The following is a 25,185-nucleotide window of genomic DNA, read 5'->3' on the forward strand; positions in this document are numbered from 1 at the left end:
ACAGAATGGCAAGAAAGATCACTTACCAGCAGGCCATCAACGAGGCGCTGGATCAGGAAATGTCGCGTGACCCGAGCGTCATCATCATGGGTGAGGACGTCGCCGGCGGCGAGGGTTCGCCCGGCGAGCAGGACGCCTGGGGCGGCGTGCTCGGCGTGACCAAGGGCCTGTACGCGAAGCATCCGGGCCGCGTGCTCGATACGCCGATCTCGGAATCGGGTTATGTCGGCGCCGCCGTCGGTGCCGCCTGCAACGGCCTGCGCCCGGTCGCCGAACTGATGTTCATCGACTTCATGGGCGTCTGCTTCGACCAGATCTTCAACCAGGCCGCCAAGTTCAAGTACATGTTCGGCGGCAAGGCCAAGACTCCGGTCGTCATCCGCGCGATGTACGGCGCCGGCTTCCGTGCCGCCGCCCAGCACTCGCAGTGCCTGTACAACGTGTTCACGCACATCCCCGGCCTGAAGGTGGTCATCCCGTCGAACCCGTACGACGCCAAGGGCCTGCTGATCCAGTCGATCCGCGACAACGACCCGGTCATCTTCCTGGAGCACAAGGCGCTCTACACGATGGAAGGCGACGTGCCGGCCGAGAGCTACATCGTCCCCTTCGGCGAAGCCGCCGTGGTGCAGGAAGGCGACGACGTGACCATCGTCGCCATGGGTCGCATGGTCCATTACGCGAAGGAAGCCGCCGGCAACCTGCGCAAGAAGGGCATCCAGTGCGAAATCATCGATCCGCGTACGACCTCGCCGCTCGACACCGACACGATTCTGGAAAGCGTCGAGCGCACCGGCCGTCTGGTCGTCGTCGATGAATCCAACCCGCGCTGCAGCATGGCGTCGGACATTTCCAGCTTCGTTGCCCAGGAAGCTTTCGGCGCACTGAAGGCGCCGATCCAGATGGTGACTGCACCGCACGTTCCGGTGCCGTTCGCCGCTTCGCTTGAAGATCTTTACATCCCCAGTCCGGCACGCATTGAAGAAGCCGTGATGAAGGTCAAGGAGTATCGCTGATGTCCGCAATCCATACCGTCACCATGCCCAAGTGGGGCCTTTCCATGCAGGAGGGGAAGGTCAACCTGTGGCTGAAGGAAGTCGGTGACACGATCGACCCGGGTGAGGAAATCATCGAGGTCGAGAGCGAGAAGATTTCCGGTGCCGTCGAGGCGTCGGTGTCGGGCGTGCTGCGCCGTCAGGTTGCCCAGCCGGACGAAGTGCTGCCGGTCGGCGCGCTGCTCGGCATCGTCGCCGAGAAGGGCGCGTCCGATGACGACATCGACGCGGTGATTGCCCGCTTCCAGGCCGAGTTCGTGCCGCCGTCCGCCGACGACGCCGACTCCGGTCCGCAGACGCAGACGGTCAAGGTCGGCAACGTCGAAGTGCGTTACCTGAAGCTGGGTGAGGACGTTGCCGGCAAGGACCCGCTGCTGCTGGTCCACGGCTTCGGTGGCGATCTGAACAACTGGCTGTTCAACCACTCGCCGCTGTCCGAGTCGCGTGCCGTGTATGCGCTCGACCTGCCGGGTCACGGCAGCACCACCAAGGTGACCGGCATCGCCTCGCTCGACGGTCTGGCCGAAGTGGTGATCGGCTTCATGGACGCCGTCGGTCTCGAATGCGCCCACCTGGCCGGCCACTCGATGGGCGGTGGCGTCTGCCTGGCGGTCGCCAAGCGCGCGCCGACCAAGGTGAAGTCGCTGTCGCTGATCGCCAGTGCCGGTCTGGGCAACGAGATCAACGGTGCCTACATCGACGGCTTCGTCGCCGCCGCTTCGCGCAACGCGCTGAAGCCGGTGCTGGCGCAGCTGTACTCCGACGAGTCGCTGGTCACTCGCTCGATGATCGACGACATGCTCAAGTTCAAGCGCCTCGAAGGTGTCGACAGCGCGCTCGCCACGCTGGCCGGCGGCCTGTTTGCCGGCGGCCGTCAGGCCGAGCAGCTTGCTTCGGCCGCGGCCGGCAAGCCGACGCTGGTGATCTGGGGCGAAAACGACCGTGTCATCCCGTCCTCTCACGCTACGGCGATCCCGGGCGCGACCGTGAAGGTGATGCCGGGCCAGGGCCACATGGTCCAGCTCGAAGCGGCAGGCGAAGTGAACAAGCTGATCGGCGAGTTCATCGGCTGATGCACCACCGGCCGCCGCAGCCTCTCCTGCGGCGGCCATTTTTACGGATTCCATCATGAGCACAGCTGTTGCAGGCGAAGGCCTGCGCGGACGCGACAAGCTCGCCCGCATTCCGGTCAAGGTGCGCGAGGATGTCGCCTCGCCGACCAAGCCCGCCTGGCTGCGCGGCCGCGATCAGGACACGCCGGCGGTGCGCGCGCTGCAGGGCGTGCTGCGCGACCACGCGCTGCACACCGTGTGCGAGGAAGCGGCCTGCCCGAACATCGGCGAGTGCTTCGGCCGCGGCACGGCGACCTTCATGATTCTTGGCGCCATCTGCACGCGCCGCTGCCCCTTCTGCGACGTGTCGCACGGCCGGCCGCTGCCGCCCGATGCCGACGAACCGCAACGACTGGCGCGCACGGTGGCGGCGATGAAGCTGCGCTACGTGGTCATCACGTCGGTCGATCGCGACGATCTGCGCGACGGTGGTGCTGCGCACTTCGCGCAGTGCATGGCCGACATCCGCGCACTGAGCCCCGACATCACGATCGAGGTGCTCACCCCCGATTTCCGCGGTCGCGAGGCGGCCGCACTGGACGCGCTGGCGGTGTCGCCGCCGGACGTGTTCAACCACAACATGGAAACCGTGCCCCGCCTGTACCGCGAGGTCAGGCCGGGCGCGAACTACGAAGGTTCGCTCAGGCTGCTGCGCGACTTCGGCCAGCGCTTCCCCGGCGTGCCGACCAAGACCGGCCTGATGCTGGGTCTCGGTGAGACCGAGGCGGAAGTGGTCGAAGTGATGCGCGACTTGCGCGCCCACGGCTGCGACCTGCTGACCCTGGGTCAGTACCTGCGTCCGTCGCCGGCCCATCTGCCGGTGATCGAGTACATCACGCCGGAGCGCTTCGACGCGCTGCGTGCCATCGCGCTCGAACTGGGTTTCAGCGAAGTTGCCGCCGGCCCGCTGGTGCGCTCGTCCTATCGTGCCGACGTGCTGCACGCCGCGCATGAGAACCATGGCTGACGCCAGCGCCCACACCGTCATCGTGAACGGCCAGCACGAGCCGCTCGACGACGCGCGCACGGTGGGCGATCTGCTCGACCGCATGGCCTTGCGCGGCAAGCGCATCGCGGTCGAGCGCAACGGCGAAATCGTGCCGCGCAGCGTGTTCGACCATGCGGCGCTGAGCCCGGGCGACCGCGTCGAAATCGTCATCGCCGTCGGAGGCGGCTAGACCATGAATGCACCCCTTGATACGCCGCTGACCGATCCGCTGGTGATCGGTGGTCAGCCCTTTGCGTCGCGCCTGCTGGTCGGTACCGGCAAGTACCGCACGCTGGACGAAACCGCCCGTGCGCTCGACGCCAGCGGCGCCGACATCGTCACGGTGGCGATCCGGCGCACGCCGCTGAACCGCAACAACGGCGAACCCGGTCTGCTCGACGTGCTGCCGACCGGACGCTACACGTTGCTGCCCAATTCGGCCGGCTGCTACACCGCCGACGACGCGGTGCGCACGCTGCGCCTGGCGCGCGAACTGCTCGACGGCCACGACCTGATCAAGCTCGAAGTGCTGGGCGATCCGAAGTCGCTCTACCCGAACATGCCGGAAACGCTGCGCGCTGCCGAAACGCTGATCCGCGACGGCTTCCGCGTCATGGTCTATTGCTCGGACGATCCGATACAGGCGCGCGTGCTGGAGAGCATGGGCTGTGTGGCCATCATGCCGCTGGCCAGCCTGATCGGTTCCGGCATGGGCATCCTGAACCCGTGGAACATCGGAATCATCATCAATGACGCCAAGGTGCCGGTCATCGTCGATGCCGGCATCGGCACCGCGTCGGACGCCGCAGTGGCGATGGAACTGGGCTGCGACGGCGTGCTGATGAACACCGCCATCGCGCACGCGCGCGACCCGGTGCGCATGGCCGCGGCGATGCGTCACGGCGTCATCGCCGGCCGCGAAGCCTTCCTCGCCGGCCGCATGGAAAAGCTGCCTTACCGGGCCGCGGCTTCGTCGCCGCAGACCGGCCTCATTCAATAACCAATAAAGGAGGAGTCACCATGTCTGCATCGAAGAAGCGCCGCGTTGCGCTGGTCACCGGCGCCTCGCGCGGCATCGGCGCGGCGATCGCCCAGCGCCTGGCGCGCGACGGCTTTCATGTGATCGTTCATTACGCCCACGGTGCCGCAGAGGCGCGCGACGTATGCGCGGCGATCGAGCGCGCAGGCGGCAGCGCTTCGCTGCTGCAGGCCGATCTGTCGATGTCCGACGGGCCGCAGTACCTGGCGGATACGCTGACCGAGCCGCACATCGACGTGCTGGTGAATAACGCCGGCATTGCGCCTTTCGAAGCCATCGAGGACATGAGCGAGGGCAGTTACGATCGCCTGTCGAACGTGAACATGCGCTCGGTGTTCTTCGTCACCAAGTATCTGCTGCCCAAGCTGCGTGACGGTGGCCGCATCGTTAACCTGTCGAGCATCGTTGCCCGTACCGCCTTCCCCGGCATACCGGCCTACTCGGCGACCAAGGGTTTCGTCGATGTGCTGACGCTGCAACTGGCGGCGTCGCTCGGCGCGCGCGGCATCACGGTCAATGCGGTGGCGCCCGGCGTGATCGAAACTCGGCTCACCACCGGCCTGCTGGAAAACGGCGGCGCGGAGGCTGTGCAGTCGATGCAGGCACTGGCCGGCGTGGGCACGCCCGACCGCGTGGCCGGCGTCGTGTCCTTCCTGGTCGGGCCGGATGGCGCATGGACCACCGGTCAGGTGATCGACGTCAGCGGCGGGACGAAGCTTTAGTCAGGGACTTGGGATTAGGGATTAGGGGCTGGGGCGCAGTTTCTGCGCCAGCCAGCCCAGCCACTCGTGCAGCGCCCAGCCGGACTGCTGCAGCGCGCGCGACGACGGGACGAAGTCGCTGAACGACCACGCGGCCGGGCGGCGGATCATTGTCGGCACCGCGACCGGGTTCAGCCCGGCTCGACGGAATTCCTCCATCGAGCGACGCATGTGCATCGCATGCGTTACCAGTGCGACGCGGGTGATCCCGGCGTCGCGCAGCAGCAGCGCCGACAGCCGCGCGTTGTCGGCGGTGTCGCGCGAGGCCGATTCGACCCAGCGCACGTCCACGCCGAACTCGCTCATCGCTTCGCGCATCAGCTCGCCTTCCGGGCGACCGTCCCACACCACGCCGCCGCTGACCAGCACCGGCAGGCCGCTCTCCTTGGCCAGCCGCGCGCCGGCCCGCACGCGTTCCAGCGCCCAGCCATTCACCGTCTGGCCGTCATAGTCGACCAGGTTGTCGGCGGTGCCGGCACCGAGCACGACGATGGCGCCGGCCCCCGTCAATGGCTGCGCCGGGCCGCTGTAATAGGTCGTGCGCTCCAGCCAACCGGCCAGCGCCGGCAGGCACAGCGCATACAGCGTCAGTACGCCGGTGGCGGCCAGCGCCATGCCGGTGCGGCGGTAGCGGCGCATCAGCAGCAGGCCGAGCACGGCCATCAGCAGCGGGCTGGTCGGCGGCAGCAGCACGACCGACACGGTCTTCTTCAGCAGGAACAGCAGAGAACTCGGCATGGGCGCGTGCCAGTGAAAAAGCCTTATTATCCGGGCCAACACGCCGCACGGCGGCGTTGCATGCACGCTGCAAGCGCAGGACGCGCGCGCAGACCACACGGAGCGGGGATTTGATCGATCTGTCGGCACTCGGCTGGAAGGAAGCGGCGCTGCTCGCGCTGGTCATTCTCGCCGCCTACATGGGCTATGCGCTGGTGCGCCTGTCCATGCTCAATGCCCGCCGCACACCCGAAGCCGCGCCCGTCGCGCCGCCCCCGCCCGCGCCGGCGGAGGTGCAGGCGCCACCGGTCGACCTGCAGGCCGAACTCGACATGCTGCTCGACGCCCGGCTGGCGCCGCTGATGCAGGCGCTGGAAACGCGGCTTGATCTGATCGAGGACAGGCTGGATGGCGTCAGCCGCCGGCTCGAAACCGTCAATCAGCTGCCACCGGTGGCGCCGCAGTACAGCGAGGCGCTGTCGCTGGCAGCGCGCGGCCTCAGTGCCGAGGACATCGCCGAGCAGTGCGACATGTCGGTCGGCGAAGCCGAACTGGTACGTACGCTGGCGCAAAGCCGTGGCATGGGAGACAGGACATGAGTGCGACCGACAGCGTGACCGTGCATGGCAACGAGGAGGCGGCCGAACAGCGCAACGCGCTGCTGCGCCGGGTGATTGTCGCCGGCGGGCTGATCGCGATGCTGATCGGCGGCCTGGCCCTGTTCGACGCCAGCCGCCGCGCGCCCGAGCCCGACGACGAACCGGTGGCCGCGGTCACGCCGCCGCCCGCCGAGACGCCGGCGGCCGAGGAGGCGACGCCCTTGCCCACGCTGCCGCCGGAGGAAACCCCGGCGGTCGATGCCTCGACGGCATCGCTGCAGGACGCGCCGCCGCCGCTGCCCGATGCGGCGGCGGGCGCCGAGCCCGCCCCTGCGGCGCAGTCGGCCCCGGCGGTACCCGAATCGACCGCCCGACCGGACGCGCCGCTGCCGCCCCGCGCAGCGCCCTCCGCTGCAGCGCCCGCCCGCCCCGCGGCGGCGCCCGCCCCGGCCGACGCAGCGCCGCGGCCGGCACCGGCCATCGCCCGTTCGCCGGCGGTTGCCGGCGCCGGCTACGTCGTGCAGGTGGGCGTGTTCAGCAACGTCGCCAACGCCGAAGAAGTGCGCGCCCGGCTTGCGCTGAACGGCATCCCGTCGCAGATCGAGGCGCGCGTGCACATCGGCCCGTTCAAGTCGCGCGCCGAGGCCGATCAGGCGCGCCAGCGCCTGCGCGCGCTCGGCATGGACAGCGCCCCGCCGACCGCCCTGAAACCTGCCGCGGTGCAGCGCTGATCCTGCTCAAGAGACGTCTGTGCCCGGTCGTTATGTGTGATCCAAACACACAAGAACCGGAGTCGCGAAATGGCCTTCATGGGGTGGGTGAGCCGAGCGGAATTCGACGCACTGGCGTCGGAGCGTGACCGCTTGAAGGAGGAGGTCGGTGCCTTGCGCACCGATGTGTCGCGACTGCACGACGAGTGCCGCACACTCGATGATGCGCGCCAGCAGACGGAAAAGCGCTGTGCCTTCAACGCCGGCCTGCTGTCCAGCCTCACCGCCTACGCGAGTTCCTTCCAGCGTTTCCGCACGACCCTCGCCGGACTGGCGGAAATCGTCACCACCGAGGCCGGGCGTGCGGCCGAAACCGCTGAGCGCTGCGCCGCGACGGCGCGCGACAGTCGGGCCGTGGCCGGCAATCTGTCCGCGTATTCCGGCCGCCTGACCGAAACGGCGCACAGCGTGGACACGCTGCGCGACCGCGCCGAGCGCATCGGCGGCATCGTGCGCCTGATCCGTGAAATTGCCGACCAGACCAATCTGCTGGCGCTCAATGCGGCGATCGAGGCGGCGCGCGCCGGCGAACAGGGCCGCGGCTTCGCGGTCGTCGCCGACGAGGTGCGCAAGCTGGCCGAGCGTACCGGTGCCGCGACCACGGAGATCGCGACGCTGGTGAGCGGCATCCAGGAGGACACCGGTCAGGCGACCGAGCGCATGCAGACGAATGCCGCCGATGCGGCCGGCTATTCACAGGACGGTCTCGGTGCCAGCGCTCGGCTCGACGCGCTCAGCCAGCAGGCGAGCGCCAACGGCGAGCACATGGCGGCCACCTCGCTGCGTGCATTCGCCGAACTGGCCAAGGTCGACCACCTGGCCTACAAGATGGACATCTACCAGGTGGTGTCCGGCCATTCCGACCGCACCCCCGACAGCTTCGCCTCGCACACCGCCTGCCGCCTGGGCAAGTGGTATCACGAGGGCGAAGGCCGGCGTTGCCACAGCCATCTGCCGGGTTTCCGCGAGCTGGATGCGCCGCACGAGGCCTTCCACCGGGTCGGCATCGAGGCGCTGCAGCATGCGCGCGACGGTCGTCACGAACAGGCGCTGGCGGCGATCGCACGGATGGAGACGCTGAGCCTGGACGTGATCGGCGAGCTCGACCGCATGAGCGATGCCGCCGCCGAGGGACACGCTCACGCCTGATCGACTGCGCCCGCCACCGCGGGCGCCGAATCCGCGATAATCCGGCGACGTCCGGCACACGGGCTCTCGATGGCAGGTGTGCCGCCCAGCATTCACCCACAACGTTTCCGGAGACTTCGCATGTTGCGCACCATTGTTTCGACCCCCGACGCACCCGCCGCCATCGGCACCTATTCGCAGGCGGTCAAGGTCGGCAACACCGTCTACATGTCGGGCCAGATCGGCCTCGATCCGACCACCATGACCATGGCCGACGGCATCGACGCGCAGATCGCCCGCGTGTTCGACAACCTGAAGGCGGTGGCCGCCGCCGCCGGCGCGACGCTGGACAACGCGGTGAAGGTGAACGTGTTCCTGACCGACCTCGGCAACTTCGCCAAGGTGAACGAGGCGATGACCCGCTACTTCAACCAGCCCTTCCCGGCGCGCGCCGCGGTCGGCGTGGCCGCACTGCCGCGCGGTGCGCTGGTCGAGGTCGATGCCGTGCTGGTGATCGACTGAAATGAAACAGCCCCCTTACTCGCTGCGCTCGTTTCCCCCCGAGGGGGAGGTCAGTTCCTTCGGAACGGCCGTGCGGAACTGACATATTCTGGCCGGGCCCGCCCCGGCCATCATTCCCTCCGCATGAGTACCCGCAGCGAAGCGCTCTCGGCCGCGCTCGACAAGATGGGCCTCGGCTCGGATGCCGCGCTCGTCCTGCATTTCCCGCTGCGCTACGAGGACGAGACGCGCATCACGCCGGTGGCGCTGGCGCGCGCCGGCCAGCCGGTGCAGGTCGAGGTCGAGGTGACGCAGGCGGAAGTGAAATTCCGCCCGCGCCGCCAGCTGGTGGTGACGGCCGCCGACGACAGCGGCACCGTCACGCTGCGCTTCTTCAATTTCTACCCGTCGCAGCAGAAGCAGCTGGTGCCCGGAAAACGGGTGCGCCTGTTCGGCGACATCAACCCCGGTTTTTTCGGCGCCGAAATGCTGCACCCGCGGGTGCGCAACGTCGGCGACGACACGCCCTTGCCGGACCGGCTGACGCCGGTCTATCCGGCCACCGCCGGCCTGTCGCAGGCCAGCCTGCGCCGTGCCATCGACGACGCGCTGGAACGTACCGACCTCGCCGACAGCCTGCCCGACGCGCTGCGTCGCCACTACGCGCTGGTGCCTTTTGGTGCCGCGGTGCAGGCGCTGCACCGGCCGCGGCCGGGCGAATCGCTGCGCGACCTCGACGAGCGGCTGGCGCCGGCCTGGCGGCGCATCAAGTTCGACGAACTGCTGGCGCAGCAGCTGAGCCTGAAGCGCGCGCACGCCGCCCGGCGCAGCCGCGACGCGCCGGTGCTGCCGCAGCCCGCGCAGACCGACGGTTCGCTGATCGCCCGTTTCCTGCAGCTGCTGCCGTTCGCGCTGACCGGCGCGCAGGCACGCGCCTGGGCGGAAATCGCCGCCGACCTCGCGCAGCCGTATCCGATGCAGCGGCTGCTGCAGGGTGACGTCGGCTCCGGCAAGACGGTGGTGGCGGCGCTGGCCTGCCTGCGTGCGGTCGAGGCCGGCTACCAGGCCGCCTTCATGGCACCGACCGAAATCCTCGCCGAGCAGCACTTCCGCAAGCTTGCCGACTGGCTGGCCCCGCTCGGCATACAGGTGGCCTGGCTGTCCGGCAGCCTGAAGGCGCGCGACAAGCGGGCGATGAAGGAGGCCATCGCCAGCGGTGCGGCACCGATCGCGGTCGGCACGCACGCATTGATCGAGGACGCGGTCGATTTCGCGCGCCTGGGCGTCGCGGTGGTGGACGAACAGCACCGCTTCGGCGTGCGCCAGCGGCTCGCGCTGCGCGCCAAGGCCGGCGACGTGAGCCCGCACCAGCTGATGATGAGCGCGACACCGATACCGCGCACGCTGGCCATGAGTTTCTACGCCGACCTCGACGTGTCGGTGATCGACGAACTGCCGCCCGGCCGCACGCCGGTGCTGACCAAGCTCATCTCCGCGGCACGGCGCGAACAGGTGATCGAACGCGTGCGCGACGCCTGTGCCGCCGGCGCCCAGGCCTACTGGGTGTGTCCACTGATCGAGGAGTCGGAAACGCTGCAGCTGCAGACGGCGATCGACACCCACGCGCAATTGCTCGCCGCCTGCCCGGAACTGAAGGTGGGGCTGGTGCATGGCCGCATGAAGCCGGACGAGAAGGCGGCGGTGATGGCCGGCTTCGTCGCTGGCGACACCCATCTGCTGGTCGCCACCACGGTGATCGAGGTCGGTGTCGATGTGCCCAATGCCAGCCTTATGGTGATCGAACACGCCGAGCGCTTCGGCCTGTCGCAGCTGCACCAGCTGCGTGGCCGGGTCGGCCGCGGCAGCCGCGAATCGGCCTGCGTGCTGCTGTACGAAGGCCCGCTGTCGCAGACCGCGCGTGAGCGGTTGCGCGTCATCCACGCCTATACCGACGGTTTCATGATCGCCGCCGAGGACCTGAAGCTGCGCGGGCCCGGTGAATTCATCGGCAGCCGTCAGTCAGGTCAGCCGCTGCTGCGCTTCGCCGACCTGGTGATCGACGAGGCACTGGTCGAGCTGGCGCGCGAAGCGGCCGACACGCTGCTGCGTGACCACGTCGCGGCCGCCGATCGTCATCTCGAACGCTGGCTGGCCGGGCGCGAGGATCTGCTGAAGGCGTAAAAAAGGGAGGGCCGAAGCCCTCCCCATGTCCCGCGTGCGGGGATCGACCAATGTCCGGTCCTTGCCTCACGCCGCGTTCCTCCGCGTGCGACGCATGGATCGGGTGTCGGCCGACCCCGGCAGCAAGGCTCAGACGCGGGTGCGACGGCGCGCGATCATGCCCAGCAGACCGAGGCCGGCGAGGAACATGGCGTAGCTTTCCGGTTCCGGCACCGCGGTGATCTGCAGCAGCGTGTCGTTGCCGCTGTTCGGGTGCTGGACGTTCACGTAGGCGACGTTCGGGTTGAACTTGTCGAAGTACAGGCCCGTCGGCTCGGCACCTTCGGTCGACAGCGAAGCCCAGCGGCTCAGCGATTCGGCCACGCCGTCGCGGTCTGCATCCTGCGCGAACCAGATGTCGGCACGACCGCCCGGCTGGTCTTCGACGATGTAGATGTTGCCGTTCGCATCGATGGCCAGGTTGTCCGGGCTGGTGAATTCGCTGCCGACGGCGGCACCGGTGATCGAGTCGAAGGTGGCGCGGCTGGCGAACAGCTTCATTTCGTTGGTGGCCAGATTGAGCGAATACACCTCGTTGGTGGTCGTGGTGGCGATGTAGAGCACTTCGTCGCCATTGGCCAGCACTTGCAGCTCGAGATCTTCCGGACGCTGGTAGTTGGTGCCGCCGACCATGTCGGCTGCGGCACGGCCGTCCATCGAGAAGGTGCCGCCACCGACGTTCACCATGGCGTTCACGGTGCTGGCCAGCGGGGTGCCGGTCGCCGTGGTGATGGCTTCCCAGCTGGCAGCGCCGACCGCGTTGGCGTTGTTGCCGCCATTGGCCTTCAGCACGAAGGTCTGGCCCTTGTCGAAGTAGCTGTCACCGGTGGTGGCGCCCGGCGCGGCCGACACGTACTTGTAGATCGAGCCGCCGTTGAATTCGTCGATGAAGTAGAAGCTCTTGTTCTTGTCGAACGCACCGCCCTCGTGCGACACGCGCGGCACCACGTTGCGGTGGATGAAGCTTGCGCTGGAGGTGTCGGCCAGCGGATTGGTCACTTCGAACAGGCGACCGTAGGTGCTGTTGGTGCCCCATGACTCTTCGGCCGTCATGTAGGTGCCCCAAGGCGTCCAGCGCGAGAAATCGCCGGCCACGAAGCCCTGGGTGCCCGACTGTACGATGGTCTTGGTGACGCCGGTCCACAGGTCGGTGCGCTGCACGCCGCCAGCGCCGGTTTCGAAGGGCATGAACAGGTAGCGACCGGCGTCGGTGCCGTTCTCGTTGGCGGTGATCATGTCCCAGTTGCCGCTGTTGGACTGGCCGTTGGCAAGTTGCGTGACGCGGTCGGCCAGCACCTTCTGCGAAAAGAGGGGCGACGACAGCTGCAGCGGCGCGCTTTCCGGCAGCGAGCCGGCCGCGACGTTGCCGGGCAGGGCGGTGAAGTTGTCGAAATAGGTGTTGTCAGCCGCGGAAACCTGCTGGGCGGAAACGCCCATCAGGCCAATGGCGGCGGCTATGGCGAGCTTGCGGGGCTGCATGGTTGAACTCCCTGATTGAATGCCTTGCGAACGACAAGGTGCTCGTCAGGGTAGTCAGCGCGCGTTCAATTCCCGTGATGCAGATCGGCTGGCGCACTGCGCCGATCGGCGCATGATTTGTTAACCGTTCTTAATGCGCCGGCGGGCGATCCGTGGTGTGGGCAGGCCGGCGCCTCAGTCGGCGCGGCTGCGCACCCGTATCGGTTCGCGGATGGCCTGCGCGGCGAGCAGGCGGCTCAGCGCGGCGATTGCGGTATCGGTCAGTTCGTGGCCGCGCGACAGCACCATCATGCCGTTCGTGCAGCGCACGTCCTCGTCCACTACCCAGCCCGGCACCAGGTCGCGCACGCGCGCCGCGCGGTGGTGGTTCACCTCGCTGCGGAAGTCGGCCAGTGCCCTGACGATGTAGTCGGGCACCGGTGGCTGCACGGTGCGCAGCACGTCACGCGGGCTGCGCGCCGCCTTGGTACGCGACCAGTCGCGCTCCAGTTCGAGCGCAGCGCGCAGCAGCGGCGCGCCGCGGATCACTTCGAGCGGCGCGTCGGGCGGCGGATTGTCCGACTGGTAGCGGATGATCTCGGCGGCCAGGTCCAGCCGCGGAATCGCTGCGACCAGCCGGCTCGCCACCTCAGGGTGTTCGCGCAGCAGCTTCTTTTCGTCGGGACCGAGATGACGTTGCGCGGCATCGGCCTGCATCAGTTCGGGCGGGATGCCGACGCAGCCGAGCTGGCTCAGTGCGGCGGCGATGCTGTAGATCCAGCCGTCCGACCAGTCCAGCCGCGACAGCGCGTGCTGCACTGCCGAGTGCGCGAAAGTGGCGCGCTGGAAGGCCCAGGGCGCCACCATGGCGAGCACTTCGGTCAGTGTGTTCACCGCTGCGGTGAGCGTGGTTTCGAGCAGTTCGCGCTCGGCGCGCACGCGGTCGTAGTGGCGCACGGCGTCGTCCAGCGTGGCGATCAGCACGTCGGACGGGCAGGGCTTGCACAGGTAACGGAAGATGGCGCCGCGATTGATGGCGGCGATCGACGATTCGACGTCAGCCTGGCCGGTGAGCAGAATGCGCACCGCATCGGGCGCCTGTTCGCGCGCGTGTGCGAGGAAGGTGGCGCCATCCATGCCCGGCATGCGCATGTCCGACACGATGACGGCGAACGGCTCGCCGAGCTGGATGGCGTCCAGCCCGGCAGTACCCCCGTTGGCGGTCACGACGTCGAAGCGGCCGTGCAGCGTGCGTTCCATCGCGGCCAGCAGATTGGGTTCGTCATCCACGCACAGCACGCGAGGCAGGGTGTCTTCAGTCATCGTCATGGTCCGTGGTGAGTGCTGCGTGGAAGGCCTGCCACTGCGGCCACTGATCGATCACGCCGGCGCGCTCCAGATAGGCGAGGTCGGGCGTCTGGCCATTGGCCAGTGCGACGGCGACGTGCACGGTGCCGGCCAGACCGAAACCGTTCGCCGCCGCGCGGTCCGGATGGGTGTGCCGCGCGACGGCGTCGACGATGTCCATCGGCAGGCCCCACAGGCCCAGCAGATAGGCGCCGACCGCGGCGTGCAGCGGCGTGTCGCAGACAGTGGTGGCGTCCTGCATCGTTTCGCTGCGCAGCGGCTCCACCAGCAGGCCGATGCGCGCCAGCAACGCGGCCGTGGCGGCGACGCCGCCGCGGCGGCCGGCGGTGATGCGGTCGGCCAGGCAGGACGCCTGCAGTGCGCGCCGTTGCAGATGGTCGACGAAGGGGTCGGTGGCGGCGTCGGCGAATATCTGCGAGGCGAGCACGAGCAGCCGCACCTGATCGATGCCGAGCCGGGTGATGGCGTCGTTGATGCTCGTGATGCGCGCGCCCAGCGTGAAGTAGGCTGAGCCGGCCAGTTGCATGATGCGCGCGCTGAGCGCGGGGTCGCTGCTCAGCAGGCGGGCGACGTGACGGCTGTCGCTGGCCGGGTCGGCAAGCAGGCGGGTCAGTTCGGCGAAGATGCGCGGCGCGCTCGGCAGGCGGTTCACGCGGCCGATGACGTCGATCACCGAGGCGTCGCGGAACATCGCACGCAGCGACAGCGCGGCCTGGACCGCGGCCAGCAGCACAGCGTTGTCGCAGGGCTTGGACACGAACTGGTGGGCGACGTCGAGCATGCGCAGCGTCGATGCGGTGTCGCACTGGCCGGACAGGATGATGCGCAGCGTGCCCGGCCAGCGGTCGCGCACGGCGCCGAGCAGCGCGGCACCGTCCATGAAGGGCATGCGCATGTCGGATACGACGACGTCGGCCGGCTCGGTCTCCAGTGCGTCGAGCGCCGCCTGGCCGCTGGTGAGGAAACGGCAGGACCAGTCGGTTTCACGCATCACCAGCGTGCGCTCGATGCCTGCCAGCACACGGCTTTCGTCGTCCACGAAAACTACCTGCATGGCGCCGCCTCGTCCTCGTCGGTGCACAGTGGCAGGCGCAGCGTGAAGCGGGTGCCGCGACCGAGCTCGGATTCGCACAGGATTTCGCCGCCGTGCTGGTCGACCGCTGTGGTGTAGACCATGGCCAGCCCCTGCCCGGTGCCCTTGCCGACCGGCTTCGTCGTGAAGAAGGGCTCGAAGATGCGTTCGCGTATGTCCGGCGGGATGCCTGGGCCGTCGTCGGTGACGCTGAGGTCGATGTGGCTGTCGCCGAAGCGTGTCGCCGTGATGCGGATCAGCCCCTTGTCGCGCACGCCCTCGGACAGCGTGTCGGCAATCGCATGCGCGGCGTTCACCACCAGGTTCAGCAGCGCCTGACCGATCAGGTCGCGCCGGCACGGCAGGTCGGGCAGATCGTCGTCGACCTGCGTCTCGATCTCGGCCACGTACTTCCATTCGCTGCGGGCGACGGTGACCGTGGTCGCGATGACCTCGCGGATGTCCACCGCCACCTTGTCGACGCCCGACGGATGCGAGAAGGCCTTCATCGCGCTGACGATGCGTGCGATGTGCTCCAGCCCCTCCTTCGACTGGGCGAGCGCGTCCGGGATCTGCCGACGCAGGTAGTCGAGCTTGGTGCGACGCAGGGCAGCGTCGAACTCCACTAGCAGCGCCGGGTCCGGTTCGCCGGAACGCAGGGCCGCAATCACCGCGATGCTGCGGTCGGCCAGCGCCAGCAGCGAAGTGGTGGCCATGTCGATGAAGCTCATGTTGTCGGCCACGTACTGCGTCGGGGTGTTGATTTCGTGCGCGATGCCGGCGGCGAGCTGGCCGATCGATTCCATCTTCTGCGACTGCAGGAGCTGGGTCTGCGTCTGTCGCAGCTCGCCCAGCGTTTTCTGCAGCGCCTGTCTTTCCTGCTCCAGTTCGCCGGTCTTGCGGGCGACCACATTGGCCAGACTGATGTTCTGTTCGAGCAGCGCGAACGGCGAGTTGCGCATGCCTTCGTCCTGCTGGGCGAGGCGCCGCTTCAGTGCATCTATCGTCTTGTCGCGCGCGAGCAGCTTGTGCTCAAGTTCGCTCACGCGCGCCTCGATGTCGATTTGCGGCAGGGTGGGCATGTCTATCCTCCGATCGCCACGGCTGTCAGCGTCTGGTTCACGTGCAGGCCGTTGTACTGCTCGCCATAGGTGTAGAAGCCGAACAGCAGGTTGGCGGCCATCAGGCGGCTCATGTCGGCATCGATTGCTGCCTGCTCGAACTCCAGCCGGCGCAGGATGCAGTCGCAGCCGAGCACCAGCGCCGGTTCGGGCACGTCGCGCCGGAGTTCGGCCATCGCGCTCGCAATGGTCTGCAGCGGATCGAGCGCGCGGCCGATCGATACGATCAGCCCTTCGTCGATGGCGCAGTAGCACGACAGCGACAGGTCATCGTTCACCTTCTGGATCGAGCGCACGTAGGCATCGCCGCCCAGTTGCAGCACCAGGGGGTGGCGCGAGAACACGGCCGGCGTCAGCGCCTCGATACGCTGGCCTATCGCTTCAGCATAGGCGGTGGCGGCCGGTTCGCCATTCATTTCGTGAATGATGCGTCGTTCCGGGTCGGCGCTGGTGATGACCAGCTCAATGTCCCCGGCCGCGAAATGCTGGGTCTTGACGGCGGCCACCGGGTGGCTCGTTTCGAACAGTGTGAAGACGGCCGCGTCGTCGAGGAAGAGGCCGTCTGCATAGACGAAGGTGTGTTCGAACTTCAGGTTGTCGCCGGCCGAGCCGCCGATCAGCGGCAGGTCGCCGACCTGCTGGTAGAGCGCCGCCGCCAGCCTCTCCTCGGCCATCGACAGGCCGTCTACCAGCAGCAGCCCGAAGCGGTTCAGATCAGGCGTGGCGTCTGATCGGCTGCGGATGTCTTCGGCAATGCAGCCCACCTGGTCCGCATAGGCGGCCAGAGGGGTGACCGGATAGGTGCGCAGGCGCAGTCCGCCGCCGGAGAAGGCGACGCCGAGGATGCCCGTGCGCTGGAAGCCGGTTGGACCGAAGTGTCCGGACGAGGTGCAGCCGACGGTGGGGCACTTGTAGGTGCGCGCCAGTTCGCGACCCAGCGCGGCGAGATCGAAATCCGACGAGCAGAAGAACAGCAGTCCGTCCTTGTCGGTGCTGCCGGTCTGTGCCGCCAGTTCGGCCACTGCGCGGACCGGGTCGGGCGACGTACTGACGCCGTAGCAGGTGTTGATCGCCATGGGGCCCTCCATCGACCTTGTGCAGGGTCAACGGCGGGCGCCCGAGGGGGCTTTAGATACCGATTGTGTCGGGGTGTCAGCGGTTGGCGTGGGTGGCGGTGAAGACCGCGACAAACACTTCGCGCAGGAAAAGGCTCAGCGACGTGATCAGCGCCAGCATGGCAAGCACGAAGAAGCCGGCCAGCAGGTCGGCCAGCACCACCGTGAACAGCACGCCGAAGAAGGCGCACGACACCACCAGACAGACCATCAGCGCCGACGCCACGGCGAACAGGATGGCCAGATAGACCAGCCGGGCCCGCCGCGACAGCAGTTCCAGCTCGGTCGCGTTGCTCATCGTTTCGTCCTCGCACTGCTGGCCGCCGCGCGCCAGCACGACGCGGCGGCGGTCGATGATGCGACCGAGCCGGTTGTTCAGCGTGGTGATCAGCGTGGCGATGGCGGTAAGCAGGAACACCGGTGCCACGGCGAGACCGATGGCGTGAGTGATGGCGTCGATCGAGGTCTGCAGCACCATGGACGGGTCTTACGGAATCTTGAAATCGAGTTCGAACTTCGCGCTCGCATCGGCTGCCAGCGTTTTCGTCAGCCAGGGCATCGTCGCCTTCAGCGTGGCCGGCAGCGTCCACGGCGGATTGACGATGAACAGCCCGCTGCCGTGCATGCCGAAACCGTCGGGCGACGGCGTGCGCGTGGTGAGGGACACGTGCAGCCAGGCGTCTATCTTCATGCGCTTGAGCTTGGCCGGCAGGTCGCGCGACTCCATGCGTTGCAGCTGCGGGTACCACAGGCAGTAGGTGCCGGTCGAGAAGCGGGTGACCGCGTCGCGCAGCGTTTCGAAGGCGTAGCGGTAGTCCTCGCGCATTTCGTAGGGCGGGTCGATCAGCACCAGCGCGCGCCGTGGCGGCGGCGGCAGCAGCGACCGCAGGTTGGAGAAGCCGTCCAGCTTCTCGATGCGCACGCTGCGGCCGGCGTCGGCGAAGGCGGCGTTGAGCAGCTTGTTGTCGGTCGTGTGCAGCTCGAACAGCTTCATCCGGTCGTGCTCGCGCAGCAGAGCGCGCGCAATCATCGGCGAGCCGGGATAGGCGCGCAGCGCATCGCCCTCATTGAAGGCGCGCACGACGTCGACATAGGTGCCGAGCGGGGCAGGCAGGTCGGGCGCGGCCCACAGCTTGCCGATGCCTTCGGCGTACTCGGCGTTCTTTGCCGCGTAGCCGCTGTCCAGCGCATAGCCGCCGGCGCCGGCGTGCGTGTCGATGTACCAGTAGGGCTTGTCCTTCTGGTTCAGGTACTGAAGCAGTTCGACCAGTACGAAGTGCTTCAGTACGTCGGCCGGATTGCCGGCGTGGAAGGCGTGGCGGTAGCTGAGCATGGCGTGTCGGTGTGTGGGCGAGCGCGAGTATACGCTGCGCCGCCGACACTCAGGCGGCGATGGCCGGGTTGCCGCTTTCCGCCAGGTGGACGCGGTTGCGTCCGTTGCGCTTGGCGACATACAGGGCCTGATCGGCGGCCCGCATCAGATCGGTCGGCGAGTGACCGTGTCGCGGATAGAGTGCGATGCCGATCGAAATGGTCAGTGTGCCTAGCGCGTTGCCATGAAAGCTCAGTTCGAGGTTCTCGATGGCGGTGCGCAACGTTTCGGCACGGGCAAGCGCGGTGTCGCGGTCGGCTTCCGGCAGTACCAGCGTGAATTCCTCGCCACCGTATCGAGCGGCGATGTCCGAGTCACGTGCGTGGTCGCGCAGCAGCCTGCCGACGGTTCGCAATACCGCGTCGCCGGCTTCGTGGCCATGTCTGTCGTTGAACTGCTTGAAGTGATCGACATCGACCATGAACACCGCGACCGGCAGGTTCTTGCGTTGCGCACGCGCGCATTCGCGCGCCAGCGATTCCTCCAGGTAGCGCCGGTTGGACAGGCCGGTCAGTGCGTCGCGCACCGACTGCTGGCGCAGCGTTTCGCGCAGCTGCAGATTGCCGATCGACAGTGCGACCTGCTCCAGCGTCTGCGCCAGCTGTTCTTCGCTGAGTGCGTGCTCGTGACCGCGGCCATGCAGGCTGATCAGACCGATCACCTCGCCGTGCGCGGTGATCGGCAGGCAGCGGCTGCCGGCGTTCTCGGGCCGGTGCAGGTGGGTGCAGCGGGTCGGTGCGGCGGACTCGGGCTGCGTGTAGGGCTGGCCGCGGCGCAGGCCCCAGCAGTCGCCCGGCTCGAAGAATTCGTCATTCGGAATGTCGCCCCACTGGCAGGCCAGTCGCAGCTGATTGCGCGATGCGGCGGTGAGGTAGAGCGCGCCGGCCGGTATCGCGAAGACCTGGGGCAGGTAGTGATCGAGCAGCGCCATCGCCTCGTCCATGTCGCGCGAGGACTGCAGGAAGCGCCCGAGTTCGGACAGCGCGTTGCTGTGCGTGCTCTGCCGTGCCGTGCTGTCCAGTGCTTCAGCGAGGGCATGGTTGCGCGACTGCAGTTCAGCTTCCGCCTGGGCGCTGCTGCGTGCCGAGTTGCGGATGAGCCAGGCAACCAGCACGACCAGCAGCACGCTGATTGCCGTGGAGATGGTGAAGGTGAGATAGGCATGGCGGATGGCTTCGGCCTGCCGGCCGAAGTGCACGTCGAGGATGGCCTGCTCGGCGGTCCGGTAATCGTCCATCAACCGGCGTACCCGTTCCATCCGTTCGCGGCCGTGACCCTCGGCCACGCGCATCAGCGCCGCGTCGCGGTCACCCTGGCTGAACAGCGTCGCCTTCTCGTCCAGTTCGGCCAGCTTGTCGTCGATGGCCTGGTCCAGTTCGGGCACCCGACGTGCGTGGGCCGGATCTTCCAGCATCAGCCGCGACACCTCGCCGCGCACCCGTTGCAGCGTGGTCAGTGCACTGTGGTAAGGCTGCAGGAAGCGGCGGTCACCGGTGAGCAGGTAGCCGCGCAGGCTGGATTCCGCTTCGAGCAGTGTTTCCAGCAGCACGCGGCTGGTGCGCAGCCGGTTCTGTACGTGCTCGACCGGGGTCTTGGCCTCGACCAGGGTGTCCATGCTCTGCAGCACCCAGGCCGAGTTGCCCGCGATGACGAGCAGGCAGAATATCCAGATGACACCGCGTCGGCGCAGGCTGGATTGAAGCAGGCTGGACACGACGCGGCGGACCGGGCGGGACGTCAGACCACGAAGCGGCCGACGTTGTCCTGCAGCTGGCCGGCCAGCACTTCGAGGCCGTGCGTCTGGCCGTCGGCGCGACGGGTGATGTCGGCGTTCTGCTCGGCCATGCCGGCGATGCGCTCGACGCCCTGCGCCACCGACTGGCTGGCGCTGCTCTGTTCGCGCGTGGCAGCGGCGATTTCCTTCATCGCCTCGGCGGTGCGCTCGCTCTGTTCGCTGATTACGCGCAGCACTTCGCCCGCTTCGGTGGCCAGCGTCACGCCGGCGCCGACCTGGCCGCTGACCTCGCCGATGCGGCGTACCACCTTGTCAGCGTCGGCCTGGACGCTGCTCACCATATTGGCGATCTCCTGCGTCGACGCCGCGGTGCGCTCGGCCAGCTTGCGGACTTCGTCGGCGACGACCGCGAAGCCGCGGCCGGATTCGCCAGCGCGCGCCGCTTCGATTGCCGCGTTGAGCGCCAGCAGATTGGTCTGTTCGGCGATTTCCTGAATGATGCGGCCGACGTTCGAAATTTCCCGCGTGCGACCGGCCAGATCGGTCACTGCCGACGAGGCGTCGCCGATCTCGGCGGCGATGCGCTGCATGCCGTCGACCATGCTGGCCAGCTTCTGCTCACCCTGCGTCGCCGCACTGCGTGCCTCGCGCGTGATGCCGTCGGCGACGCCGGCGCTGTCGGCCACATGCGTGATGCTGACCGACAGTTCCTCGATGGCGGCGGCCAGGCCGGCGGCCGCACTGCTCTGTTCGGTCGAACCGCTCACCACCTCGCTCGACCCGGCACGCAGTTCGCGCGCCGCATTGCCGACCGCCCGCGCTGCCTCGGCGGTGGCGGTGATCAGCGCCGCGGTCTTGCGCGTCGCCTCGTTCATCTGGATCGAGATGAGGTCCAGTTCGTTGTGCGTCGTGCCACTCACCACGTCGAGACGCTGGCTGAAGTCGCCGTTGCCGAGCCGGGTCATCGCGGCAGAAACCTTGTTCAGGCGGCTCAGCCGGCTGCGTGCCAGCCACCAGGTCAAGGCGGCGAACATCAGCGCCGAGGCGACGCAGATGCCGATCAGCAGATTGCGCAGCTGGATGTTCGAGCGCGTGAATTCTTCGACGTGAGCGCCGGAAGAAACGATCCAGCCCCACTTGTCCGACAGCCGGTAGGCTGCGATCTTCGGTGCGATCGAGCCGTCGTTTCTCGGCCAGTCGTAGATGTGGTCGCCATTCTTCTTGCTGATCTGTTCGCCGATGATGCGGGTCAGCGTGTCGTTGCCGATCTCCTTCAGCGTCTTGCCCGCGTGCTTCGGGTGGAACAGCATGGTCGAGTCTTCGGCGCTTTCGCCCGGCCGGAGCACGTGGATGTAGCCGGTTTCGCCGACGCGGATGGACTTCAGCGATTCGAACAGATGGTCGATGCCCTGCTGCACGTCGACCCGCGCGGACAGCGCACCGACCACGCGTCCGGCGGCGTCCTTGATCGGTTCGAGCGAGGAAATGTAGAAGCGGCCGTTGCGCATCACCACGCCCTGGTAGCTGTCGCCCTTCAGCAGCGCCGCCGTGTCGGGGCCGTTCTTGATCGCGACGCCGGCCTGCGAACGGCCCTCGGCGTCCTTGAGCAGTGTCGCTACGCGCACGAATTCGTCGCCGACGCGCACCATCACGGCCGGATCGGCGCCGATCAGGTCGCGCGTCGATTTCATCCGGGCTTCGTCGCCGTTGAGTACGTTGCCGCCCGCACGCGCCACGCGTACCGCCGGGTACTTGCCCATGGCCACCGTGTCTTCGTCGATGGTGACCGTGCCCAGCGCGCCCCTCAGGGCAGCCATGCCCTTGGCGGCATTGGCAAGCGCGTTCTCGAAGCTCAGATCGAGCAGTTTTGCGGTCGCGTCGGCCTGATCGCCGAGGACGCTCTGTGTCTGCTCCATCGCAGCGCGATTGCTTGAGACCGATACGACTGCAATCAGTGCGACGAAAATGACCGCGCAGAGCAGACCGATCGATATCGAGAGCTGGCTGACAACCGACATCCGGTTGAATGAAATCATGGCTCGTCTCCTGTGCATCCGTGCCGGGCGGAATACCCGGCCGAACGATTCATCGTGTGTGGATTACGGCACGATTGAGGAAAACTGGAGCGTCAAGTCACTGATTCAATTTGACAGCCGGCCGCAGCGAGGCGCGCGAGCACGCCGTCGGGGCCTGCAAGGTGGGAGGCGCCGAAGGCGGAAAACACGCCGCCGACCTGAATTTCCGGCAGCAGCCGCTCGGCGAAGCGGGCGTTGCGTGCGCCGAGCAGGGACTGCATGAACAGGCGGGCATGCTCGCGCAGCGCCAGGTCTTCGGACATCAGCCCGCTGTTGATGCGCGACAGTTCGCCCACCTCGCCGGCCAGCCAGGCGACGGTCATCGGTTCGATGGCGGCTTGCAGGCGGTCGTGCCGGCGCGCGGCGTCGATCAGCAGCGCGATCTGGGTCTTCTCCGGCAGCAGCGCGATGGCGTCTATCTGTTCCTGCACCTGTTCCAGCGGCCGCACGGCCACCTTCTGCGCGCGCGCCAGCGAGATCAGCGCTTCGTCGAGCGAAGGTTGCTGCGCGGCCACCGGCTGCAGCAGCGTCAGCAGCGCCGCCCAAGGGCGCAGGCGCACGGCAACCCGCGAATCGACGCCGTGCAGCGCCAGCATCTTTTCGATGCGCGGCCACTTCGCCCGGCCGACCCGACGCGGCAGGTCGTCGCTGCCATAGACGCTGGCCGCCTGGTAGATGGACACCGCCTCGGCGTCGGTCACCAGTTCCGGCATGAAAAGACGTGCCTCGGCAATGCGCGCGCGCAGCGGTGCCGCGCGTGCCAGCACCCGCGGATCGCCGCTGTGCAGCGTGCCGTACAGGTGACTCACCGGCGCGTCGCCGCTGTGCACCGCCCACAGCAGTCCGTGCGAATAATCCGCTTCCGCCGCGCGCAGTCGCGACGGCAGGGCGGCGAGCGCGGCCAGCTGCAGCAGGAAGCGGCGGCGATCCATTGTTTACAGCACCCAGGCGCCGCGTATCGCGGCGATGCCGTGCGCGCCGCAGTCCTGGGCACGCGCGAGGTGGCTGTCGTCGAGGCCGCCGATGGCGAACACCGGCAGCGGGCTGCCGGCGATCAGCGCCGCGAGGCCGTCCCAGCCCAAGGTGTCGCCCCCGGGGTGGCTGGCGGTCGGCAGCACCGAACCGGCGACCGCGTAGTCCAGGCCCAGGCGAACCGCCAGCGCCAGCTCGTCCGCCGTGTGGCAGGAGGCACCGACCCAGTCGAAATCGGGCCGCGCGGCGAGCTCCGACAGCTGGGCGGCCTTCAGGTGCACGCCGTCGGCGCCCAGCTCCTTCGCCATATCGATGCTGCCGTTCAGCACGACAGGGCAGCCATGCTCGTGCGCAATCCGTATCGCCTCACGCGCGAAGCCGAGCGCCGGCGCGTCGAGCACCGGCTCACGGATCTGCAGCAGCAGCCGGCCACGGCGGCAGGCCTGGTGGATCGCGTCGAGCTGGGCGGCGGTGCCGATCTGGAAGGCGTGCGTCACCGCCATACGCGACGGCAGGCGCAGCGATTTCATCACCGGGCCATTGGCCGGCAGCATCGGCGCCACGGTGAGCGCATCGGCCGTCTGCCAGGCCAGTGCGCTGTGCACGTGGTCATGCACGCGGCCGCTCCAGCGTTCGACGCGGAAGAAATGCAGCCGCACGTGGGCGTGCTCGTATTCGTGAGTCAGCGTGATCCACGGCGTGCAGTGCTCGACGCGGATGCCCAGTTCCTCGTCCAGTTCGCGCTTCAGCGCGTCGACCGGCGCCTCGCCCTTTTCCACCTTGCCGCCCGGGAATTCCCAGTAGCCCGGGTAGAAGGTGCCGGGTGCGCGCTGGCCGAGCAGGAACTCACGGCCCTCAGTGTGGCCCTGAGGCCCGTCACGGAAGATGACGGCGGCCGCCACGGCCACCTGCTTGCGTTCGCTCATTACTTGCCCCGCGCGGCGTGCTGGCCGGCCCAGTCGCGCGCGAACTGCCAGGCGACGCGGCCGCTGCGGGCGCCGCGCTCCAGCGACCACAGCAGCGCGGCGCTGCGCGCCGCTTCGATGTCGGCCGCGCTCAGGCCGAATCTCTTGAGCCAATGGTTCACGATGTTCAGGTAGGCGTCCTGGTCGAAGGGGTAGAAGGACAGCCAAAGCCCGAAACGTTCGGACAGCGACACCTTTTCCTCGATCGCTTCGCCCGGATGCACCTCGCCGTCGACGTGCTTCGCCTCACGGTTTTCCGAAAAGTACTCGGGCATCAGGTGGCGACGGTTCGACGTGGCGTAGATGAGCACGTTGTCGAGCACCGCCGACACCGAGCCGTCGAGAATGCTCTTCAGCGCCTTGTAGCCGGGTTCGCCGGATTCGAAGGACAGATCGTCGCAATAGATGATGAAGCGCTCGGGCCGACTGGCGATCAGGTCGGTGATGTCCGGCAGATCGGTCAGGTCGTCGCGGTCCACCTCGATCAGGCGCAGGCCCTTCTTCGCGTATTCGTTCAGCAGCGCCTTCACCAGCGAGCTCTTGCCGGTGCCGCGGGCGCCGGTCAGCAGCACGTTGTTGGCCGGTTTGCCGTCGACGAACTGCTGCGTGTTGGCCTTGATGCGCGCCTTCTGCACATCGATGTCGCGCAGGTCGGTCAGACGCAGCTTGTGCGGATGGGCGACCGCCTCCAGCCGGCCACGGCCGTTGCTGCGACGCCAGCGGAAGGCGATCGCCTTCCAGTCGGGTTCGACCGGCGGCGGCGGCAGGATCTGCTCCAGCCGGTCGAACAGCGCGTGCGCACGCGCGATCAGGCTTTCGAAACCATCACGGCTGTTCACGGTCACCCTCCTTGTCGCTGGACGGGGTGGCGCCGCTGTCGTCGGCGGAGTCCTTTTCCTTCTTGGGCAGGGTCCACCACAGGATGAACAGGAAAAGCGCCAGCGCGGTGCCGGCTTCGAGCAGGAATAACCACATGGGAATGAAGCTTTCGTTGTCGTCGCACCCGCCTGTCGGGCGGGTGCTCGTTATCATTGCGCACTCG

The 25,185-nt window shown here is 67.9% G+C and carries 25 protein-coding genes and 1 pseudogene; 12 read left to right on the forward strand and 14 right to left on the reverse strand.

Going from position 1 to position 25,185, the window contains the following annotated elements:
• Nucleotides 1-5: 5 nt before the first annotated feature.
• The 6 genes from METFAM1_RS0116545 to METFAM1_RS0116570 are packed head-to-tail and all read left to right on the forward strand — an operon-like array spanning nucleotide 6 to nucleotide 4,916.
• Entirely contained in the window at nucleotides 6-1,016 is a 1,011-nt protein-coding gene (locus METFAM1_RS0116545; RefSeq protein WP_019916554.1) for an alpha-ketoacid dehydrogenase subunit beta, read from the forward strand.
• Nucleotides 1,016-2,128: an acetoin dehydrogenase dihydrolipoyllysine-residue acetyltransferase subunit gene (locus METFAM1_RS0116550; RefSeq protein WP_019916555.1), complete on the forward strand. Its 1,113-nt coding sequence runs from the start codon at nucleotides 1,016-1,018 to the stop codon at nucleotides 2,126-2,128. The genes METFAM1_RS0116545 and METFAM1_RS0116550 overlap by 1 nt, the downstream gene beginning before the upstream one ends.
• 55 nt (nucleotides 2,129-2,183) lie before the next feature.
• Complete coding sequence (lipA, locus tag METFAM1_RS0116555; RefSeq protein WP_019916556.1) at nucleotides 2,184-3,134, forward strand: lipoyl synthase; 951 nt, start codon at nucleotides 2,184-2,186, stop codon at nucleotides 3,132-3,134.
• Nucleotides 3,127-3,345, forward strand: a complete 219-nt coding sequence (gene thiS, locus METFAM1_RS0116560) for a sulfur carrier protein ThiS (protein ID WP_019916557.1) — start codon at nucleotides 3,127-3,129, stop codon at nucleotides 3,343-3,345. Before lipA ends, thiS begins: the two co-directional genes overlap by 8 nt.
• A gap of 3 nt (nucleotides 3,346-3,348) precedes the next feature.
• Nucleotides 3,349-4,155, forward strand: a complete 807-nt coding sequence (locus METFAM1_RS0116565) for a thiazole synthase (protein ID WP_019916558.1) — start codon at nucleotides 3,349-3,351, stop codon at nucleotides 4,153-4,155.
• Nucleotides 4,156-4,175: 20 nt separating this feature from the next.
• Complete coding sequence (locus METFAM1_RS0116570) at nucleotides 4,176-4,916, forward strand: SDR family NAD(P)-dependent oxidoreductase (RefSeq protein ID WP_019916559.1); 741 nt, start codon at nucleotides 4,176-4,178, stop codon at nucleotides 4,914-4,916.
• 21 nt (nucleotides 4,917-4,937) lie between these two features.
• On the opposite strand, the gene METFAM1_RS0116575 is transcribed toward METFAM1_RS0116570, so the two are convergent.
• Nucleotides 4,938-5,693, reverse strand: a complete 756-nt coding sequence (locus tag METFAM1_RS0116575) for a YdcF family protein (RefSeq protein WP_019916561.1) — start codon at nucleotides 5,691-5,693, stop codon at nucleotides 4,938-4,940.
• A gap of 110 nt (nucleotides 5,694-5,803) precedes the next feature.
• On the opposite strand from METFAM1_RS0116575, the gene METFAM1_RS0116580 reads away from it, so the two are divergent.
• The 6 genes and pseudogenes from METFAM1_RS0116580 to recG all read left to right on the forward strand — a co-directional run bounded on the left by METFAM1_RS0116580 (nucleotide 5,804) and on the right by recG (nucleotide 10,851).
• Nucleotides 5,804-6,271, forward strand: coding sequence for a DUF2802 domain-containing protein (locus METFAM1_RS0116580; protein WP_019916562.1), 468 nt, complete (start codon nucleotides 5,804-5,806; stop codon nucleotides 6,269-6,271).
• The gene (locus METFAM1_RS0116585; RefSeq protein ID WP_019916563.1) at nucleotides 6,268-7,002 is read left to right on the forward strand and encodes an SPOR domain-containing protein; all 735 of its coding nucleotides are present in this window, start codon (nucleotides 6,268-6,270) and stop codon (nucleotides 7,000-7,002) included. The genes METFAM1_RS0116580 and METFAM1_RS0116585 overlap by 4 nt, the downstream gene beginning before the upstream one ends.
• Before the next feature lie 462 nt (nucleotides 7,003-7,464).
• Nucleotides 7,465-7,663, forward strand: a pseudogene (locus METFAM1_RS21425) (methyl-accepting chemotaxis protein); the annotation flags it as partial.
• Nucleotides 7,660-8,190, forward strand: coding sequence for a CZB domain-containing protein (locus METFAM1_RS21430; RefSeq protein ID WP_408630426.1), 531 nt, complete (start codon nucleotides 7,660-7,662; stop codon nucleotides 8,188-8,190). The pseudogene METFAM1_RS21425 and the gene METFAM1_RS21430, both read left to right, overlap by 4 nt.
• Before the next feature lie 120 nt (nucleotides 8,191-8,310).
• The gene (locus METFAM1_RS0116595; protein ID WP_019916566.1) at nucleotides 8,311-8,691 is read left to right on the forward strand and encodes a deaminase RidA; all 381 of its coding nucleotides are present in this window, start codon (nucleotides 8,311-8,313) and stop codon (nucleotides 8,689-8,691) included.
• 123 nt (nucleotides 8,692-8,814) lie between these two features.
• Nucleotides 8,815-10,851 carry an ATP-dependent DNA helicase RecG gene (recG, locus tag METFAM1_RS0116600; protein WP_019916568.1) on the forward strand — a complete coding sequence of 679 codons (2,037 nt, stop codon included), beginning with the start codon at nucleotides 8,815-8,817 and terminating at the stop codon, nucleotides 10,849-10,851.
• Nucleotides 10,852-10,980: 129 nt separating this feature from the next.
• Here recG and METFAM1_RS0116605 read toward each other — a convergent pair whose 3' ends face one another.
• From METFAM1_RS0116605 to METFAM1_RS20965, 13 genes are all read right to left on the reverse strand, one after another.
• A complete protein-coding gene (locus tag METFAM1_RS0116605; protein ID WP_019916569.1) occupies nucleotides 10,981-12,369 on the reverse strand; it encodes an alkaline phosphatase PhoX in 1,389 nt (462 codons plus the stop codon).
• Between the two features lie 174 nt (nucleotides 12,370-12,543).
• Nucleotides 12,544-13,671 carry a response regulator gene (locus METFAM1_RS0116610; protein ID WP_024300778.1) on the reverse strand — a complete coding sequence of 376 codons (1,128 nt, stop codon included), beginning with the start codon at nucleotides 13,669-13,671 and terminating at the stop codon, nucleotides 12,544-12,546.
• Nucleotides 13,664-14,770, reverse strand: a complete 1,107-nt coding sequence (locus tag METFAM1_RS0116615) for an HDOD domain-containing protein (RefSeq protein WP_019916571.1) — start codon at nucleotides 14,768-14,770, stop codon at nucleotides 13,664-13,666. Before METFAM1_RS0116615 ends, METFAM1_RS0116610 begins: the two co-directional genes overlap by 8 nt.
• Nucleotides 14,761-15,870, reverse strand: a complete 1,110-nt coding sequence (locus METFAM1_RS0116620; RefSeq protein WP_019916572.1) for a sensor histidine kinase — start codon at nucleotides 15,868-15,870, stop codon at nucleotides 14,761-14,763. Before METFAM1_RS0116620 ends, METFAM1_RS0116615 begins: the two co-directional genes overlap by 10 nt.
• Nucleotides 15,871-15,872: 2 nt before the next feature.
• Nucleotides 15,873-16,985, reverse strand: coding sequence for an FIST N-terminal domain-containing protein (locus METFAM1_RS0116625; RefSeq protein ID WP_019916573.1), 1,113 nt, complete (start codon nucleotides 16,983-16,985; stop codon nucleotides 15,873-15,875).
• A gap of 76 nt (nucleotides 16,986-17,061) precedes the next feature.
• Entirely contained in the window at nucleotides 17,062-17,502 is a 441-nt protein-coding gene (locus METFAM1_RS0116630; protein ID WP_019916574.1) for a DUF2721 domain-containing protein, read from the reverse strand.
• Nucleotides 17,503-17,511: 9 nt separating this feature from the next.
• Nucleotides 17,512-18,357 (reverse strand): 23S rRNA (adenine(2030)-N(6))-methyltransferase RlmJ, encoded by an 846-nt coding sequence (locus METFAM1_RS0116635; protein WP_019916575.1) that lies wholly within the window; start codon nucleotides 18,355-18,357, stop codon nucleotides 17,512-17,514.
• Nucleotides 18,358-18,406: 49 nt separating this feature from the next.
• The gene (locus METFAM1_RS0116640) at nucleotides 18,407-20,110 is read right to left on the reverse strand and encodes a diguanylate cyclase (protein ID WP_019916578.1); all 1,704 of its coding nucleotides are present in this window, start codon (nucleotides 20,108-20,110) and stop codon (nucleotides 18,407-18,409) included.
• 23 nt (nucleotides 20,111-20,133) lie between these two features.
• Nucleotides 20,134-22,167, reverse strand: coding sequence for a methyl-accepting chemotaxis protein (locus METFAM1_RS0116645; RefSeq protein WP_019916579.1), 2,034 nt, complete (start codon nucleotides 22,165-22,167; stop codon nucleotides 20,134-20,136).
• A gap of 92 nt (nucleotides 22,168-22,259) precedes the next feature.
• Entirely contained in the window at nucleotides 22,260-23,138 is an 879-nt protein-coding gene (locus METFAM1_RS0116650; RefSeq protein ID WP_019916580.1) for a TraB/GumN family protein, read from the reverse strand.
• Nucleotides 23,139-23,141: 3 nt separating this feature from the next.
• Nucleotides 23,142-24,104 carry a Nudix family hydrolase gene (locus tag METFAM1_RS0116655; RefSeq protein ID WP_019916581.1) on the reverse strand — a complete coding sequence of 321 codons (963 nt, stop codon included), beginning with the start codon at nucleotides 24,102-24,104 and terminating at the stop codon, nucleotides 23,142-23,144.
• Nucleotides 24,104-24,982, reverse strand: a complete 879-nt coding sequence (locus METFAM1_RS0116660) for an ATP-binding protein (RefSeq protein WP_024300779.1) — start codon at nucleotides 24,980-24,982, stop codon at nucleotides 24,104-24,106. Before METFAM1_RS0116660 ends, METFAM1_RS0116655 begins: the two co-directional genes overlap by 1 nt.
• Nucleotides 24,969-25,175, reverse strand: a complete 207-nt coding sequence (locus METFAM1_RS20965; protein WP_157256640.1) for a hypothetical protein — start codon at nucleotides 25,173-25,175, stop codon at nucleotides 24,969-24,971. Before METFAM1_RS20965 ends, METFAM1_RS0116660 begins: the two co-directional genes overlap by 14 nt.
• Nucleotides 25,176-25,185 lie beyond the last annotated feature (10 nt).

The organism is Methyloversatilis discipulorum (assembly GCF_000527135.1).
GTDB classification, from domain to species: Bacteria; Pseudomonadota; Gammaproteobacteria; order Burkholderiales; family Rhodocyclaceae; genus Methyloversatilis; species Methyloversatilis discipulorum.

Excerpts from the sequence above, each read along its gene's own strand:
- METFAM1_RS0116545 (WP_019916554.1), top strand. The coding sequence starts at position 6 with ATGGCAAGAAAGATCACTTACCAGCAGGCCATCAACGAGGCGCTGGAT.
- METFAM1_RS0116550 (WP_019916555.1), top strand. The coding sequence starts at position 1,016 with ATGTCCGCAATCCATACCGTCACCATGCCCAAGTGGGGCCTTTCCATG.
- lipA (WP_019916556.1), top strand. The coding sequence starts at position 2,184 with ATGAGCACAGCTGTTGCAGGCGAAGGCCTGCGCGGACGCGACAAGCTC.
- thiS (WP_019916557.1), top strand. The coding sequence starts at position 3,127 with ATGGCTGACGCCAGCGCCCACACCGTCATCGTGAACGGCCAGCACGAG.
- METFAM1_RS0116565 (WP_019916558.1), top strand. The coding sequence starts at position 3,349 with ATGAATGCACCCCTTGATACGCCGCTGACCGATCCGCTGGTGATCGGT.
- METFAM1_RS0116570 (WP_019916559.1), top strand. The coding sequence starts at position 4,176 with ATGTCTGCATCGAAGAAGCGCCGCGTTGCGCTGGTCACCGGCGCCTCG.
- METFAM1_RS0116575 (WP_019916561.1), bottom strand. The coding sequence starts at position 5,693 with ATGCCGAGTTCTCTGCTGTTCCTGCTGAAGAAGACCGTGTCGGTCGTG.
- METFAM1_RS0116585 (WP_019916563.1), top strand. The coding sequence starts at position 6,268 with ATGAGTGCGACCGACAGCGTGACCGTGCATGGCAACGAGGAGGCGGCC.
- METFAM1_RS0116595 (WP_019916566.1), top strand. The coding sequence starts at position 8,311 with ATGTTGCGCACCATTGTTTCGACCCCCGACGCACCCGCCGCCATCGGC.
- recG (WP_019916568.1), top strand. The coding sequence starts at position 8,815 with ATGAGTACCCGCAGCGAAGCGCTCTCGGCCGCGCTCGACAAGATGGGC.
- METFAM1_RS0116605 (WP_019916569.1), bottom strand. The coding sequence starts at position 12,369 with ATGCAGCCCCGCAAGCTCGCCATAGCCGCCGCCATTGGCCTGATGGGC.
- METFAM1_RS0116610 (WP_024300778.1), bottom strand. The coding sequence starts at position 13,671 with ATGACTGAAGACACCCTGCCTCGCGTGCTGTGCGTGGATGACGAACCC.
- METFAM1_RS0116615 (WP_019916571.1), bottom strand. The coding sequence starts at position 14,770 with ATGCAGGTAGTTTTCGTGGACGACGAAAGCCGTGTGCTGGCAGGCATC.
- METFAM1_RS0116620 (WP_019916572.1), bottom strand. The coding sequence starts at position 15,870 with ATGCCCACCCTGCCGCAAATCGACATCGAGGCGCGCGTGAGCGAACTT.
- METFAM1_RS0116625 (WP_019916573.1), bottom strand. The coding sequence starts at position 16,985 with ATGGCGATCAACACCTGCTACGGCGTCAGTACGTCGCCCGACCCGGTC.
- METFAM1_RS0116630 (WP_019916574.1), bottom strand. The coding sequence starts at position 17,502 with ATGGTGCTGCAGACCTCGATCGACGCCATCACTCACGCCATCGGTCTC.
- METFAM1_RS0116635 (WP_019916575.1), bottom strand. The coding sequence starts at position 18,357 with ATGCTCAGCTACCGCCACGCCTTCCACGCCGGCAATCCGGCCGACGTA.
- METFAM1_RS0116645 (WP_019916579.1), bottom strand. The coding sequence starts at position 22,167 with ATGATTTCATTCAACCGGATGTCGGTTGTCAGCCAGCTCTCGATATCG.
- METFAM1_RS0116650 (WP_019916580.1), bottom strand. The coding sequence starts at position 23,138 with ATGGATCGCCGCCGCTTCCTGCTGCAGCTGGCCGCGCTCGCCGCCCTG.
- METFAM1_RS0116655 (WP_019916581.1), bottom strand. The coding sequence starts at position 24,104 with ATGAGCGAACGCAAGCAGGTGGCCGTGGCGGCCGCCGTCATCTTCCGT.
- METFAM1_RS20965 (WP_157256640.1), bottom strand. The coding sequence starts at position 25,175 with ATGATAACGAGCACCCGCCCGACAGGCGGGTGCGACGACAACGAAAGC.